Annotated in this window: 13 protein-coding genes; 5 read left to right on the forward strand and 8 right to left on the reverse strand. The window is 68.5% G+C overall.

The genetic code is table 11. The annotated features are described in order from the left end of the window. Positions 1 to 13 precede the first annotated feature (13 nt). On the forward strand, positions 14 to 2,197 hold the full coding sequence (locus tag B7R21_RS02080; RefSeq protein WP_116281755.1) for an APC family permease: 2,184 nt from the start codon (positions 14 to 16) through the stop codon (positions 2,195 to 2,197). A 113-nt stretch (positions 2,198 to 2,310) separates the two neighbouring features. After that, positions 2,311 to 2,553, forward strand: a complete 243-nt coding sequence (locus B7R21_RS02085; protein ID WP_116281598.1) for a DUF3073 domain-containing protein — start codon at positions 2,311 to 2,313, stop codon at positions 2,551 to 2,553. A 76-nt stretch (positions 2,554 to 2,629) separates the two neighbouring features. Here the strand turns inward: B7R21_RS02085 and B7R21_RS02090 are convergent, their stop codons facing one another. After that, positions 2,630 to 3,028, reverse strand: a complete 399-nt coding sequence (locus tag B7R21_RS02090) for a hypothetical protein (RefSeq protein WP_116281599.1) — start codon at positions 3,026 to 3,028, stop codon at positions 2,630 to 2,632. A gap of 65 nt (positions 3,029 to 3,093) precedes the next feature. Then, the gene (locus B7R21_RS02095; RefSeq protein ID WP_116281600.1) at positions 3,094 to 3,489 is read right to left on the reverse strand and encodes a sterol carrier family protein; all 396 of its coding nucleotides are present in this window, start codon (positions 3,487 to 3,489) and stop codon (positions 3,094 to 3,096) included. 435 nt (positions 3,490 to 3,924) lie between these two features. Between B7R21_RS02095 and purD the strand changes: the two genes are divergently transcribed. Next, the gene (purD, locus tag B7R21_RS02100; protein WP_116281601.1) at positions 3,925 to 6,180 is read left to right on the forward strand and encodes a phosphoribosylamine--glycine ligase; all 2,256 of its coding nucleotides are present in this window, start codon (positions 3,925 to 3,927) and stop codon (positions 6,178 to 6,180) included. A 166-nt stretch (positions 6,181 to 6,346) separates the two neighbouring features. Here the strand turns inward: purD and purM are convergent, their stop codons facing one another. From purM to B7R21_RS02125, 5 genes are all read right to left on the reverse strand, one after another. After that, positions 6,347 to 7,453 carry a phosphoribosylformylglycinamidine cyclo-ligase gene (gene purM / locus B7R21_RS02105; RefSeq protein WP_116281602.1) on the reverse strand — a complete coding sequence of 369 codons (1,107 nt, stop codon included), beginning with the start codon at positions 7,451 to 7,453 and terminating at the stop codon, positions 6,347 to 6,349. Between the two features lie 58 nt (positions 7,454 to 7,511). Further along, a complete protein-coding gene (locus B7R21_RS02110) occupies positions 7,512 to 8,324 on the reverse strand; it encodes an anti-sigma factor (protein WP_116281603.1) in 813 nt (270 codons plus the stop codon). Further along, positions 8,314 to 8,949 (reverse strand): RNA polymerase sigma factor, encoded by a 636-nt coding sequence (locus B7R21_RS02115; protein ID WP_253259594.1) that lies wholly within the window; start codon positions 8,947 to 8,949, stop codon positions 8,314 to 8,316. Before B7R21_RS02115 ends, B7R21_RS02110 begins: the two co-directional genes overlap by 11 nt. Continuing rightward, positions 8,946 to 9,656 (reverse strand): class F sortase, encoded by a 711-nt coding sequence (locus tag B7R21_RS02120; RefSeq protein WP_116281604.1) that lies wholly within the window; start codon positions 9,654 to 9,656, stop codon positions 8,946 to 8,948. The genes B7R21_RS02115 and B7R21_RS02120 overlap by 4 nt, the downstream gene beginning before the upstream one ends. Positions 9,657 to 9,718: 62 nt before the next feature. Continuing rightward, complete coding sequence (locus tag B7R21_RS02125) at positions 9,719 to 10,543, reverse strand: DUF4397 domain-containing protein (RefSeq protein ID WP_172592026.1); 825 nt, start codon at positions 10,541 to 10,543, stop codon at positions 9,719 to 9,721. A gap of 241 nt (positions 10,544 to 10,784) precedes the next feature. On the opposite strand from B7R21_RS02125, the gene purF reads away from it, so the two are divergent. Together purF and B7R21_RS02135 are read left to right on the forward strand one after the other, a co-directional pair. After that, a complete protein-coding gene (gene purF, locus B7R21_RS02130; RefSeq protein ID WP_116281605.1) occupies positions 10,785 to 12,242 on the forward strand; it encodes an amidophosphoribosyltransferase in 1,458 nt (485 codons plus the stop codon). Positions 12,243 to 12,345: 103 nt separating this feature from the next. Beyond that, positions 12,346 to 12,882 (forward strand): YdcF family protein, encoded by a 537-nt coding sequence (locus B7R21_RS02135; RefSeq protein WP_116281606.1) that lies wholly within the window; start codon positions 12,346 to 12,348, stop codon positions 12,880 to 12,882. A 139-nt stretch (positions 12,883 to 13,021) separates the two neighbouring features. Here B7R21_RS02135 and B7R21_RS02140 read toward each other — a convergent pair whose 3' ends face one another. Then, positions 13,022 to 14,068: an LLM class flavin-dependent oxidoreductase gene (locus B7R21_RS02140; RefSeq protein ID WP_116281607.1), complete on the reverse strand. Its 1,047-nt coding sequence runs from the start codon at positions 14,066 to 14,068 to the stop codon at positions 13,022 to 13,024. Positions 14,069 to 14,283 lie beyond the last annotated feature (215 nt).

Below are 14,283 nucleotides of genomic sequence, written 5' to 3' on the forward strand. Positions count from 1 at the left end.
AGTGTCGTCACTCGTGACCAACGAACCCAAGTCGGCGAAGCGCTGGATAATCGGGGATCCGCTACCCAGCCACAAGCTCGAGGGCCAGCTCCTGCCGAAGCGTCTGGCACTGCCGATCTTCGCGAGCGACCCGCTGTCGAGCGTCGCCTACGCCCCGCAGGAACTCTTGATGATCCTGCTGATCGGCGGGCTCGCGTTCTTCTCCTTCGCCCCCTGGGTCGCCGCGGCCGTGGTGCTGCTGCTGGTCGTCGTGGTTGCGTCGTACCGGCAGCTCGTGAAGGCCTACCCCTCGGGCGGCGGCGACTACGAGGTCGCACACAAGAATCTCGGCGAGAAGGCCGGCCTGGTGGTCGCCTCCGCCCTGCTAGTCGACTACGTGCTGACGGTGGCCGTCTCCGTCGCCAGTGGCGTCGACAACATCATCTCGGCCATCCCCGAGCTCAACGGCTTCCGGGTCGAACTGGCCATCTTCTTCGTGATCCTGCTCGCCGCTGTGAACCTCCGCGGGGTTCGCGAGTCGAGCAAGGCCTTTGCCATCCCCACCTATGTCTTCGTCGGCAGCGTGCTCGTCATGATCGTGGTCGGGCTCAGCCGCACGGCCCTCGGCGGAGCTCCGGTCGCCGAATCGGCTGACTACGCGGTGAAGGCCGAAGGCCTGGGGCAGGTGGCGGTCATCCTGCTGCTGCTGCGGGCGTTCTCCAGTGGATGCTCGGCCCTCACCGGCGTCGAGGCGATCGCGAACGGCGTGCCCGCCTTCCGCCGCCCCAAGATCCAGAACGCCCAGCGCACGCTGGTGCTGATGGGCAGCATCGCGATCGTGCTGTTCGCCGGCCTGATCACCCTCGCGCTGATCTCGGGTGTGCACTACGCCGAGAACAGCTGTGACCTGATCGGGTTCGCGAACTGCGAGTCCACGCCGCAACGGAGTCTCATGGCGCAGGTCGCCGCCTCCGTGTTCGGCAACAACTCCGTTCCCTTCTTCATCATCCAGGCCGCCACCGCCGCGGTGCTGCTGTTGGCCGCGAACACCGCCTTCAACGGGTTCCCTCTGCTCGGATCCGTGCTCGCGAAGGACTCCTACGCACCGAAGGCCATGCTCACGCGCGGCGACCGGCTCGTGTTCTCGAACGGCATGATCCTGCTGGCGCTGGCTGCGGCCGCGATCCTGCTCGTCTACCAGGCGTCCCTGACCCAGCTCATCCAGCTGTACATCATCGGCGTCTTCGTCTCGTTCACCCTCGGGCAGACCGGGATGATCGTGCACTGGATCAAGCTTCTCCGAAGTGGAGCACCCGACCGGGGCGCGACCATCCGGAGCCTCACCATCAACTCGTTCGGTGCCCTCCTCACGGGCGTGGTGCTGATCGTCGTGACGATCACCAAGTTCACCCACGGCGCGTGGCTGGTGTTCGTCATCATGCCGATCCTGTACATGTTCATGCTCGGCATCAACCGGTACTACCGCGACGTGAACAAGGAGATCGAGGTCGACCCGGTCACCACCTTCGGTGCGAAGGGCGACCATGCGATCGTACTGGTCGGCCGCATGCAGAAGCCGGTGCTGAAGGCGCTCGACTACGCGATCGCGGCCCGCCACGCCTCGCTCGAGGCGGTGCACATCTCGATCGACGAGGAGCAGACCGCCCAGCTCGAACGGGACTGGTCCGGCCAGAACATCGCCGTGCCGCTTCACATCATCGAGTCTCCGTACCGCGATGTCGCCGAACCGCTCTGCGCCTACATCAAGAAGCACCGCCTGGCCCATGGCGCCGAGGTCGTGACCGTGTACACGCCGATCTACATCGTGGGCCACTGGTGGGAGAGCCTCCTCCACAACCACAAGGCCCGGCGTCTCAACAAGCGCCTCATGCTCGTGCACGGAGTGACGATCTCGCTGGTGCCGTGGCTCCTCGACTCGAGCGAGCTCATCTACGGTCGCCGCTCGCGCCCCGTGCCCGGCCAGGAGCGGCGTGGAGACCCGATGCGGCCCATCGTGCGCGCCCACACACCGACCGTGCATGACGGTGCCCCGTCGCATCCGGCAGCGACCCACTCGGGTTTTCCGGGCGACGGATCCCCTTCGGCAGCCGGCTTCATCGCCGACGCCGGTTCAGCGGAACAGCCTCTGGCGGTGCCCGCCGGACGGTCGGGTCGTGACGCCAGGCGCCAGGCCGCCCGCGACGCCGCAGACGAGTAGCCGCACACAGAAGAACCCCCGGCGCTACATGCTAAACTCACGTGTAGTTTTTCTTGTATTCAACTCATCCGGGTGGCGTTCATCCCCCGGCCCGAAAGGTGAGGGGGTCACGCATGGGGCGCGGCCGTCAAAAAGCTAAGCACACCAAGGTTGCGCGCGAGCTGAAGTATTTCAGCCCCGACACCAATTACAGTGCACTCGAGCGCGAGTTGGGCACACACTCCGAACCCGATTTCGCTGCGCTCGCGGCGAAGTACGACGTGGCAGACAGCGACGACGAGGCCGACGACGACCTCGAGGACGATGACGACCTCGCGATCTCCTGGAACCCGGGCGACGAGCAGAGGCGCGCCTGATTCAGGCCATTCGGGGCGCCGTGGAGCATCCGGGCCTCGCACCGCGCCTGAGCTGAATTGCGCGCGGGCGGTGCCGTCAGGTGTCGAGTGACTCGTCGGCCGACGAACCGACCCGTTCCATCTGGATCGTCGTGGCGCGGCGGCGCGACGCCCGGTCGATGATGAGCGCCACGGCCGAGCCCAGCACGATCCCGGCGACGACACACAGGAGCCCGAGGAATCCGAAGATCTGAGCCGGGTTGAATCCGGCCGGCTGGGGGAACGCGAAGGTCAGGACAAGTGCCGCGATCACACCGGCGACGACACCTGCGATCATGAAGCGGAAGTACCGGGGCGAACGGTGGATGGTCACGGTGTCGGATCCGAGATCCTGCTCGCCCGTCTCCTGCTCCTGCTCCTGCTCCTGCTCCTGCTCCGAACGGTCGGGCGCTCCGGATGGCGTCGGTTCGGCTTCGGGATGATCGGTGTCACTCACTCCTCTATTGTCGCCCACTGTCGCGGCGGCGACTCCCACCGGCCGCAGACACACCACCCGGCCGACTACGGCAGCGCGACGGGCACGTATCCGCGCAGATCGGCCCGCTGGCCGGAGGCGTGGATGTCGCCCCTCTCCACCCCGGTCTCCCAGGCCAGGTCGCCGGTGGCGAGTGCCACCCAGGTCGAGGCATCCATCTCGACGACATTCGGCGGGGTTCCGCGGGTGTGCCCGGGGCCCTCGATGCACTGGATGGCGCCGAACGGCGGAACCCGCACCTCGACGGTGTTGCCCCTGGCGCGTTCCGACAGCACCTGGAGCGAGTAGCGCACCGCCATGGCGAGCACGGGTCGAGGCAGCAGCGAGGTGAGAGCCGCCTGGTCTGGCGCCGATCGAACAGCCGACCGGGCGTCGCGGAGGGCGGCGGCCCCCTCAGCGTCGAGGATTCGTGCGCGGGCCATTCACCAAGGCTACCCGCGGGCGGGGTTCGCGGGGCAGCCGATGGGGGGAGACCTGCTGCCCCGCGAAGTGGCTTCGTGCGACCGACCGCAGGGGGGATGCGATCGGCCGCACGAAGAGGGTTCGCGCGCCGGGCGGGCCAGCCGGGGGGAGGTGGGACCCGACGCGCGAAGTCTGTGGTGTTGAGTTGTGCTGGTGTTGAGGTGTGCTGGTGTTGAGGTGTGCTGGTGTTGAGTTGTGGCGGGTGCCGAGTTGTAGCTGGTGCTGCGTTTTCGTGTGACGGGCAGCTAGGGGGGATACCACCCGCCACACGAGTGTGCGATACCTCAAACAGCACCTCACATAGAGAAGAGAGTGCCCACCGGTCATTCCATTACGCGGACTTCGCAAAATTCTTCAAAACTTTTCGGATACCCCCGCCGCCCTAGAATCGTCGAGTGAAGATTCTCGTTCTCGGTTCCGGTGCTCGCGAGCACGCCATCGTCACCTCCCTGCTCAGAGAGACCACCTCCGCCGGCTCTCCCGCGCACGAGATCGTCGTGGCGCCGGGCAACGCCGGCATCGCAGCCGTCGTCCAGACGGCAGACCTCGACCCGAACGATCCCGAGGCTGTCGCGAACTTCGCGATCGAGCGCGACATCCAACTCGTGGTGATCGGACCGGAGGCACCCCTCGTGGCCGGGGTCGCCGACGCGCTCCGCACCCGCGGCATCCCTGTTTTCGGCCCGTCGAGCGCTGCAGCGGCCCTCGAAGGCAGCAAGACCTTCGCCAAGCGCATCATGGATGAAGCGGGGGTGCCCACCGGCCGCGCCCGCCGCGCCGCGACCACCGCGGAGATCGAGACCGCCCTCGACGAATTCGGTGCCCCCTGGGTGGTCAAGGCCGACGGCCTCGCTGCCGGCAAGGGAGTGCTCGTCACGAGCGATCGCGACGCCGCGCTCGCCCACGCCACCGGCTGGCTCGCCCACGGCGACATCCTCTTCGAGGAGTTCCTCGACGGCCCCGAGGTGTCGCTCTTCTTCGTGAGCGACGGGCACACCGTGCTGCCCCTCTCCCCCGCGCAGGACTACAAGCGCCTGGCCGACGGCGACGAAGGCCCGAACACCGGCGGAATGGGTGCCTACTCCCCCCTGCCCTGGCTCGACGACGAGTTCGAGAGCGAAGAGGCGTTCGTCGACGAGGTGCTCGTCTCCATCGCGCTTCCGACGGTGCGCCGACTCGCCCACGAGGGAACACCGTTCATCGGCCTGTTGTACTGCGGACTCATCCTCACCGCCTCCGGCATCCGCGTGATCGAGTTCAACGCGCGATTCGGCGACCCCGAGACGCAGGTGGTGCTGCCGCGCCTCACCAGCCCCCTCAGCGACCTGCTCTTCGCGAGTGCGACGGGAACGCTCGCCGACCAGCCGCAGCCCACGTTCTCGACCGCGAGCGCCGTCACGGTGGTGCTGGCGAGCGAGAACTACCCCGAGCATCCGGTGACCGGCCGAGTGCTGACCGGAGTCGACGACGCCGACCGGATCGAGGGCGTGCACGTCACGCACGCCGCCACGGCACTGTCGGGCGGCCGGCTGGTCGCGACCGGAGGCCGGGTGCTGAGCGTCGTCGCGACGGGCAACGGTTTCGGCGAGGCGCGGGAGCGCGCCTACCGCGCGCTGTCGCTGATCCAGCTCGACGGTGGCCAGTTCCGCAGCGACATCGCGCTCCGCGTCGACGAGACGGCCGCAGGGGCCGGCGACAGGGCCGGAGCGGGTAACGGGGCCGGCACGGGCGACGAAGCCGACGTGCCCGGGGCCGAGCAGCAGCTCGCTCCCCTGGCCGGCTGGCGCCACGTGTACTCGGGCAAGGTACGGGACCTCTACGTTCCGGCTTCGGCCGCGTCTGTGGATGACGCCGCCGCCCTCCTGGTGGTGGCAAGCGACCGGGTGAGCGCCTTCGACGTGGTGCTCGAGCCGGGCATCCCCGCCAAGGGCGAGCTTCTGACGTCGCTCAGCCGCTGGTGGTTCGACAGGCTCGGCGGGTTTCCGAACCACCTCGTCGACGAGGCAGCGGCCGAGGCGCGCGGCGTACCGGCCGTGCCCGAATCTGTGCGCGACCGCGCCATGCTGGTGAAGCCGCTCGACATGTTCCCGATCGAATGCGTCGTGCGGGGATACCTCTCAGGCAGTGGCTGGATCGAGTACCAGGCCTCGCAGAGCGTCTGCGGGGTACCGCTGCCGGCCGGGCTGGTCGACGGCGACCGTCTCCCGCTGCCGATCTACACGCCCGCGTTCAAGGCCGAGCTCGGCGACCACGACGAGAACATCACGTACGAGCGCACCGCTGAGCTGGTCGGCCCCGAGATCGCGGAGGCGCTCCGCGGGCTCTCGCTCGCGATCTACGCCCGCGCCGCTGAGATCGCCGAAGATCGGGGGATCATCCTCGCGGACACGAAGTTCGAGTTCGGGGCCGACCGCGAGACGGGCGAGATCACCCTCGCCGACGAGGTTCTCACCAGCGACTCCAGCCGCTACTGGGATGCCGCAGCCTACGATTCGGGCGAGCGCACGGCGAGCTTCGACAAGCAGATCGTGCGCAACTGGCTCTCCGCGAACTGGAACCGCGTGGGTACGCCCCCCGCCCTCCCCGCCGAGGTCGTCGAACGCACGTCCGCCCGCTACCGCGAGCTCATCGAACGCCTCACGGCTGCCTGACCCTCCGGGCGGAGAAGAACGCCGGAACGAACGGGCACTTCGGGCCCTGTCTCGCGGGATTTTGGGGCCGGAACTGCCCACTCGATTCGGAAACGATGGCGCGCGGGGCGGGGCGCGGGGGCGAGGCCGGGGGGCGCGGGGACGAGGGGGTCAGGCGGCGCGGGGGTCAGGCGGCGTAGGCGCCCACGAGGCGCACCGCTCCGCCGTCGACACCCTTCGCGCCCTGCTCGAAGCCCGACCCGGCGAAGTCGCGGGCGGACGTCGAGACGACACCGACCGGCCACGTGCGGATGCCGTCGGCCGCGAGCGCCGCCGCGACCGCAGAGGCCGACGACGCCGCGACCACCGCGAACATTCCGATCCCGAGGTTCCAGGTGCCCTCTGCGCTCTCCAGCGTGGTTCCGGCCCAGGCGCCGAGCACGCGGAACACGGGCAGCGGCGACCACGTCGAACGGTCCACCTCGACCCACGAACCGCGCGGCAGCACGCGCGCGAGGTTCGCCGCGATACCGCCACCGGTCACGTGCGACAGGGAGTGCACCGCCCCGGCGAGGGTGGGATCATCCAGAACCCGCAGCAGCGGCGAGGTGTAGAGGCGGGTCGGTTCGAGCAGGATCTCCCCCACTACTCCGCCGAGCTCGGCGGAGGTCGACGTGTACGAGATCGACGCCCCGGCGAGGATGTGCCGAACCAGGGAGAACCCGTTCGAGTGGAGCCCCGACGATTCGAGTGCCAGTACCACGTCGCCGTCGACCACGCGTTCGGGGCCGAGCAGGGCATCCGCTTCGACCGCACCGGTCGCGGCCCCCGCCACGTCGTAGTCGTCAGGCCCGAGGAGCCCCGGATGCTCGGCCGTCTCTCCCCCGACGAGCGCCGTTCCCGTGGCGGAGCAGGCGCGGGCGATGCCGGCCACGATGTCGGCGATCCGCGACGGCACCACCTTGCCGCAGGCGATGTAGTCGGTCATGAAGAGGGGGCGCGCGCCGACCACCACGATGTCGTCGACGACCATGCCGACGAGGTCCTGCCCGATGGTGTCGTGCTTGTCGAGGGCCTGCGCGATGGCGACCTTCGTGCCGACGCCGTCGGTGGAGGTCGCGAGCAGCGGCCGACGGAACTCCCGGAGCGCCGAGACGTCGAACAGCCCCGCGAAACCGCCGAACCCACCGACCACGTTCGGCCCGTGCGTCGCCGAGACGGCGGACTTCATCAGTTCGACCGCGAGGTCTCCGGCCCGGGTGTCGACACCGGCGGCGGCATAGCTGTTCGTCATGCGTCCTATTCTCGCCGATCCGGCGCACTTGACGGGAACGGCGGCCCGACACGGCCGCTCAGGACGAAAAGCTGCCGCGCACGATCGAATCCGATGAGTGGGCAGGGTTGCCGTCGAGCGGTTCCGAGGAGACGTCGACGATGGAGTACTGCGACATGTCGATGTCGGCGGGAATGGCAAAGGTCCCCGAGTCTCCCGCCAGCAGGCCGAGACTGACCAGCTTCGTGAGGTCGGCGCTCAACAGCCAGACCTCGCGGTAGGCGTCGGGGCGGTCTGTGGCCGCGTTGACGGAGATGACCATGGAGGTCGTGGATCCGTTCGATTCGACGACAGCGTCACCACTGGCACCCGGCCAGTCGGGCAACGCGGTGAGAGCCACACGCGCCAGCACCGAGACGCCCGGGCCCGGGGTGGAGCCATCCCGCGGCTGAAGCGCGAGGGTGGTCGCGACCCCGCCGACGGTAGCGGCCAGCACGACAGCCGCAGCGAGTGCCAGCCACCGGACCGGCAGACGGCTCCGCCGAGGTCTCGGCCGCACGGAGCCTGCCAGCTGCTCGACGGACTCCGCAGGGCTCGCCAGGGCGGCCTGCGACGCGGATGCACCGGGGCGCACCGGCGCCACGGATGCAACCGGGCGCACCGGCGCCGCAGCTTCCGCGGCCACAGCCCGGGCGACCTGCTCCCACACCCTTTCGTGCGGCGAGACGAGGGTGGGCACCGATGAGCTCGAGCGACCCGCAGCAGCCGCCCCGGTGAAGGCCTCGAGCGTTGCAGCGCACTCCAGGCAGCCCTCTGTGTGGGCCCGGTCGGCGTCGGTGCCCGCGGGCTCGCCCAGGGCGAGCAGTGCGAGGATCTCGGGATCAGTGTGCATCGGTGTTCACCTCCAACCGGACTTTCAGTTTCTCCAGGCTCCGCCTGATGTGGCTCTTCACCGTACCGAGTGGCAGGGCGAGCCTCTCTGCGATCTGCACGTGCGTCAGGTCGTCGTAGAACGCCAGGTACATCACCTGCCGCGCAACCGGGTCGAGCCTTTTGAGTTCGTCGGCCACCAACAACCTGTCCGCTACGTCTTCAGGGTCTTTGGAGACCTCGGGACCAGCGGTTGCTTCGAGTTGCTGGGAGAGCGCCCGCGCTCGCGAACGGGCGGTGTGGGCATCCGCGATCTTGTTGCGCGTGATTCCGACGAGCCACGACGGCAGACGCGACCGGCTGCGGTCGAAGGTCGCCCGCGATCTCCACGCCGACACAAAGACGCCCTGCGTCACGTCTTCGGCCTCGCCCACGTCGCCCAGGGATCGGAGGGCGAGGGTGTAGACCAGGGCAGACCACCGCGCGTAGACCTCGGCGAGCGCGCGATCGTCCCCGTCGATGAACCCCTGAATGAGGGCTTCGTCGTCGTCGGGGGCCTGGTCTGTCACGATCTCGCGGACTTTCTGGTGGATGCTCGTCAACCGAATGGATGCTGCGTGCACAATGATCGCGCTTTCGCCGGTCACGCGACAGGGGTGGCGGTGACGATCACGTTGTCGAGGTAGTGACCGGTGTCCCTGTTGAAGACTCCGCCGCAGGTCACCAGAACCAACCGGGGCGCACCCGACCGATCGAAGATCTCATCGATTGCCACGTCGGTCTTCGGTGTGCGGGTGATCTGGGAGACCGTGTAGGTGCGCTGGGCTCCGTCGGCGGATGCGACGACCACGGTCTCCCCGGCCACAATGTCACGGAGCCGAACGAACTGCCCGAGACCGAACTCGAGCGAGTCGACATGCGCCGCGATGACGGTGGTACCCGAGGTGTCGGCCGGCGCGGGCCCGAACCTGTACCACCCGGCCTGTGCGGAATCCTCCGGCAGCTGCATCTGGCCTGCCGAATCGACTCCCATCGGCAGCACGGCCATGTCGATGCCGACCGCGTCGATGGTGAGGTGTGTCGGTGGAACGACGATGGGCGCCACCTGCGATCCGGGATCGGAGCGCTTGATCGGCACGGGTGGAACGGACGCCCCCGCCGAAGATCCGCCCGCCGAAGCTCCCGGCGCAGAAGTCGAGGTCGGCGCGGGGGTGGGCGACGTAAGGGCGACCGGGGGCATGGGCGTGCCGAGTGGCACAGGGTCGGAGCCGGCGCAGCCCGCCAGTGCGAGCGTCGAGAACCCGAACGCCGCCACGAGAAGGAGAAGGCGCTGCCGAACATGCTGTGATTTCACAGTACCTCTCCTCCTCGTTCGCGGTGTCTCGGTCAGTGCACGCTGGGTCGTCGAGTGCGGTGTTATGCGTTCGCGCGGCTGCGTCGACGCATCAGCAGAACAACGCCGGCGGCGAGCAACAGGGCCACAGCGGTCCCTCCGGCGATGAGCGATCCCGAGTCGTCGCGGTCACCGGCAAGGCCGGCCGTACCGCTCGGGATTCCCGACGGGTTGCCGTGCAGGCCGTCAATGGTCTGAACCGCCAGCTTGAGGTTGTTCGCCGAGAGGCTGCCCCAGGCATAGACGATCGTGTTCGTGCCCTCGGCCACGGTGACGTCGGTCGGGCCGACCACAGGCGTGGTGGTTCCGGCTGCGGCGACCGCGGCGGAGATGGTGCCGGCGGGGAGGTTCAGCACCTTCTCGCCGGGATTGGTGAGTCCGCTGATCACCGGGGTGCCGCCGGCGAGCACGTCGACGGCGGGCGCCGCTGCGGTGTGCCGCACCGTCAGTCGACCCTCACCGGCCGCAGTCGTCTGCACATCGTTGGTGTAGAGGGTCGCGGTGGGGGTACCGTCCTCCTTGAGATGTGCGACGGCGGTGTAGTTGCCGCCGTCCGCCAGCGGCAGGTCGATCGGGCCGATGACAGGCTTCGACGCGTCTGCAGCGTCGGCGGCAGTGATCGCGACCGAGTAGGTTCCGGCGGCGAGATCGAGCGGGCCGGCGAGGTCGCCCGGCATGAAGTTGTCGAGCGTCAGGGCGCCGTTGACGTAGACGTCGACAGGCGTGTCGGGTACGGCGTGCAGCACCGACAGCTTTGCTCCTGTGGCCGCGTGGGCGCTCATCGGCACCGCCAGTCCGATGACAGCGACGGAACCCGCCACCAACCCGGCCAGCACTCTGGTTTTCACAATCTTTCTCACGGTCGTCCTCCTTGACAGCGCCCGATACCGGGCCGGGCGGATTTCGCCTTCACCAAGTAGTTCTGCCGAAAGGGCTGATCCGGATGCACCGATGTGCAGATTGGTGGAGAAAGTCGGCCTCGGGCATCCACCGGCCGACGGGCATCCACCGATCAGGGGAACCACCCCCCGCCCCGCCGATAGACTGGAGCACGGCCTATTTCTCTACCCGTCTGGAGCCCGCCAAAGCATGTGCGGCATCGTTGGCATCGTTTCGTCTGAGCCCGTCAATCAACTCGTCTACGACTCGCTCCTGCTGCTGCAGCACCGCGGCCAGGACTCGACCGGGATCGCCACGGCCGAACGGGACACCTTTCACGTCATCAAGGCGAAAGGGCAGGTGAGAGAGGCATTCCGCACCCGCGACATGCGGTCGCTGCTCGGCACGATGGGCCTCGGCCATGTGCGCTACGCCACCCGCGGCAACGCCGGGAGCGAGCAGGAAGCGCAGCCGTTCTACGTGAACGCGCCCTACGGCATCATCCTCGTGCACAACGGCAACCTGACGAACACGCGGGAGTTGACGCAGGAGCTGTTCCACATCGACCGCCGGCACCTCAACACCGACAGCGACACCGAACTGCTGCTGAACATCCTCGCCCACGAACTGCAGGAGCAGGTCTCGGGCCTCGACCTCGACCCGGAGCAGGTCTTCAACGCCGTGTCACGCGTGCACGAGCGCGTCGAGGGCTCGTATGCCACGATCGCCATGATCGCCGGGCACGGGCTGCTGGCATTCCGCGACCCGTTCGGCATCCGCCCGTTGACGCTCGGCAAGCGCGTGCTCGAGTCGGGCCGCGACGAGTGGGTCGTGGCATCCGAATCGCTCGTGATGGAGAGCCTCGGCTACGAAGTCGTGCGCGACGTGGCGCCCGGTGAGGCCGTCTTCATCACGATGGGCGGCGAGCTGATCTCCAAGCAGTGCGCTCCGGATGCCCGGCTCATCCCCTGCTCGTTCGAGTTCGTCTACCTGGCCCGCCCCGACTCGGTGCTCTCGGGCATCTCGGTGTACGAGGCGCGCCTGCGTCTCGGAAACCGCCTCGCCGACACCGTCGCCCAATGGGCCCCGTCGGGCGACATCGACGTGGTCATGCCGATCCCCGACTCATCCAGACCCGCCGCCATGCAGGTGGCGCAGAAGCTCGGCATCGAGTACCGCGAGGGGTTCTACAAGAACCGGTACGTCGGCCGAACGTTCATCATGCCCGGCCAGGCCGTTCGCAAGAAGTCGGTCAGGCAGAAGCTGAACGCGATGTCGACGGAGTTCAAGGGCAAGAACGTGCTGATCGTCGACGACTCGATCGTGCGCGGAACCACCTCGAAGGAGATCGTCGACATGGCCCGCCAGGCCGGTGCGAACAAGGTCACTTTCGCATCCGCGGCACCACCTGTGCGGTTCCCCCACGTCTATGGCATCAACATGCCCTCGCGCGACGAGCTCGTGGCTCACAATCGCAAGATCCCCGAGATCGCGGCCTACATGGGCGCCGACCACCTCATCTACCAGGAGGTGGCCGACATGCAGGCTGCCATCATCGAGGGTTCCGCGGTGGAGTCACTCGAGATGAGCTGCTTCACCGGTGACTACGTGACCGGCACGGTCAGCCCCGAGTACCTGTCCTGGGTGGAGCGCACGCAGAACTCGTAGCGGCTGGCGCCGTGCGCCGTGTCCGTGACGCGGATCCACGGCCCGGAGGAGACCCCCGGAGGGAGACCTATTGGCCCTGTCTCGTCTCCGCCGCGCTCAGGTTATGGCGATCATCCTCGCCGTCGTGGTGCAGGTCAGTGTGGTGCTGGTCGGGCTGCGGCTCTACGCCTACCCCGACACGGATGCCCCAGCCCCGACCGACGCCGTCTTCGTGATCGGTCCGCCGACTCCGACCCGCATCGCGATCGCCCAGCAGATGGTGGATGCCGGACTCGCGTCGAACGTCGTCATCTCGGTGCCGCCGCCGGGCTCCGACTCCCCCGGGTTCGAGGCGTCGGCCCTGCCGATCTGCTCGCAGCCGCAGTCGTTCGCGGTGTACTGCGTCACGCCGTCACCGTTCACCACGCAGGGTGAAGGTCGCGTGCTGCAGTCGCTCGCGGCATCCCACGGCTGGACGTCTGCGACCGTGATCACGTTCACCCCGCACATTCTGCGCGCCCGCATCATCATGCAGCGGTGCTTCACGGGCGACCTGCGGATGGTGGCGGACCGGGCTCCGATCGGCGCTCTGCGCTGGATCTACGAGGCGGTCTACCAGACGTCGGCGTTCGTGAAGGTGCTGGCCGAGCCCGCCTGCTGAGCGCCGCGCGGAACACGGCCGCCGGAGTCCCGACCCCAGAAGAGGATCAGGCGCGCGCTGCGTCGACCTGGGGGCCAGCGGCGCTCCCATCCTCTTTTACGCGCGGCGCGGGGCGGGACTGGGGGCGCGCGCGGCCCGGTCAGAGCACGGGGACGGCGTTCGCGGGGGCCCAGCCGAAGGCGGGAGCGACGTAGCGGGCGATCGACTCCAGGAGGTGCGCGTTGTACTCCACCCCGAGTTGGTTCGGCACGGTGAGCAGCACGGTGTCGGCCGCCTGCACCGCCGCGTCGGCCGCGAGCTGCGCCGCGATCACGTCGGGCTCACCGGTGTAGCTCTTGCCGAAACGGGCGATACCGCCGTCGAGGTAGCCGACCTGGTCTTCGGCGTCGCCCCGTGCGCCCGCGCCGAAGTATCGACGGTCGAGGTCGGTCGTGATCGGAATCACGCTGCGGGAAACAGAGACGCGCGGCTCACGCAGGTGCCCGGCAGCCTTCCACGCATCGCGGTAGAGCTGGATCTGCTCGGCCTGCAGCTCGTCGAAGGGCACGCCGGTGTCCTCGGTGAGCAGCGTCGACGACTGCAGGTTCATGCCCTGCTCTGCGGCCCAGACCGCGGTCGCGCGCGTGCCGGACCCCCACCAGATGCGCTCGCCGAGCGACGGCGACTGCGGCTCGATGGCGAGCGGGGTGGTGGACCGCGACATCTGCGGGTTGGGGTGCACGACGCCGGCACCGGCAATGGCGGCGCGGAAGATCGCCGTGTGTGTGCGGGCGAGGTCCGCATCCGTCTCTCCCTCCGCGGGAACATAGCCGAACGCCTCGGAGCCGCGGAGGGCCGTCTCGGGCGATCCCCGGCTCATGCCGAGCTGCAACCGCTCTGCGGCGATCAGGTCGGCGGCGGCCGCATTCTCGGCCATCGCGAGCGGGTTCTCGTACCGCATGTCGATCACGGCCGTGCCGAGCTCGATCGTCTTCGTGCGCGCGCCCATCGCGGCGAGCAGCGGGAACGGCGACGCGAGCTGGCGGGCGAAGTGGTGCACGCGAACGTACGCGCCGTCAATGCCGAGTTCTTCGGCGGCCTCCGCGAGTTCGATCGACTGCAGGAGGGCATCCTGGGCCGTGCGAGCACGCGAGCCCACCACGGGCTGGTAGTGGCCGAACGACAGGAACCCGATCTTCTTCTTCATGCCCGGTACAGCGCTCGGCGGACGCGCCGTATTCCCGACTCGATACATTCGCATGAAAATGCAGGGGCGAGGCCCCGGCGGCCCGGATGCCCGGGATCCGGCTGATCGGGCTGATCGGGCCAATCGGGATGATCGGGATGATCGGGATGATCGCCAGCAGAATGGCGATAAGGAGGCGGTCCGAGACGACTCTGGGCGGTGCGGCATCCATTGTT

It is taken from the genome of Subtercola boreus (genome assembly GCF_003399625.1).
Classification (GTDB): Bacteria; Actinomycetota; Actinomycetes; order Actinomycetales; family Microbacteriaceae; genus Subtercola; species Subtercola boreus_C.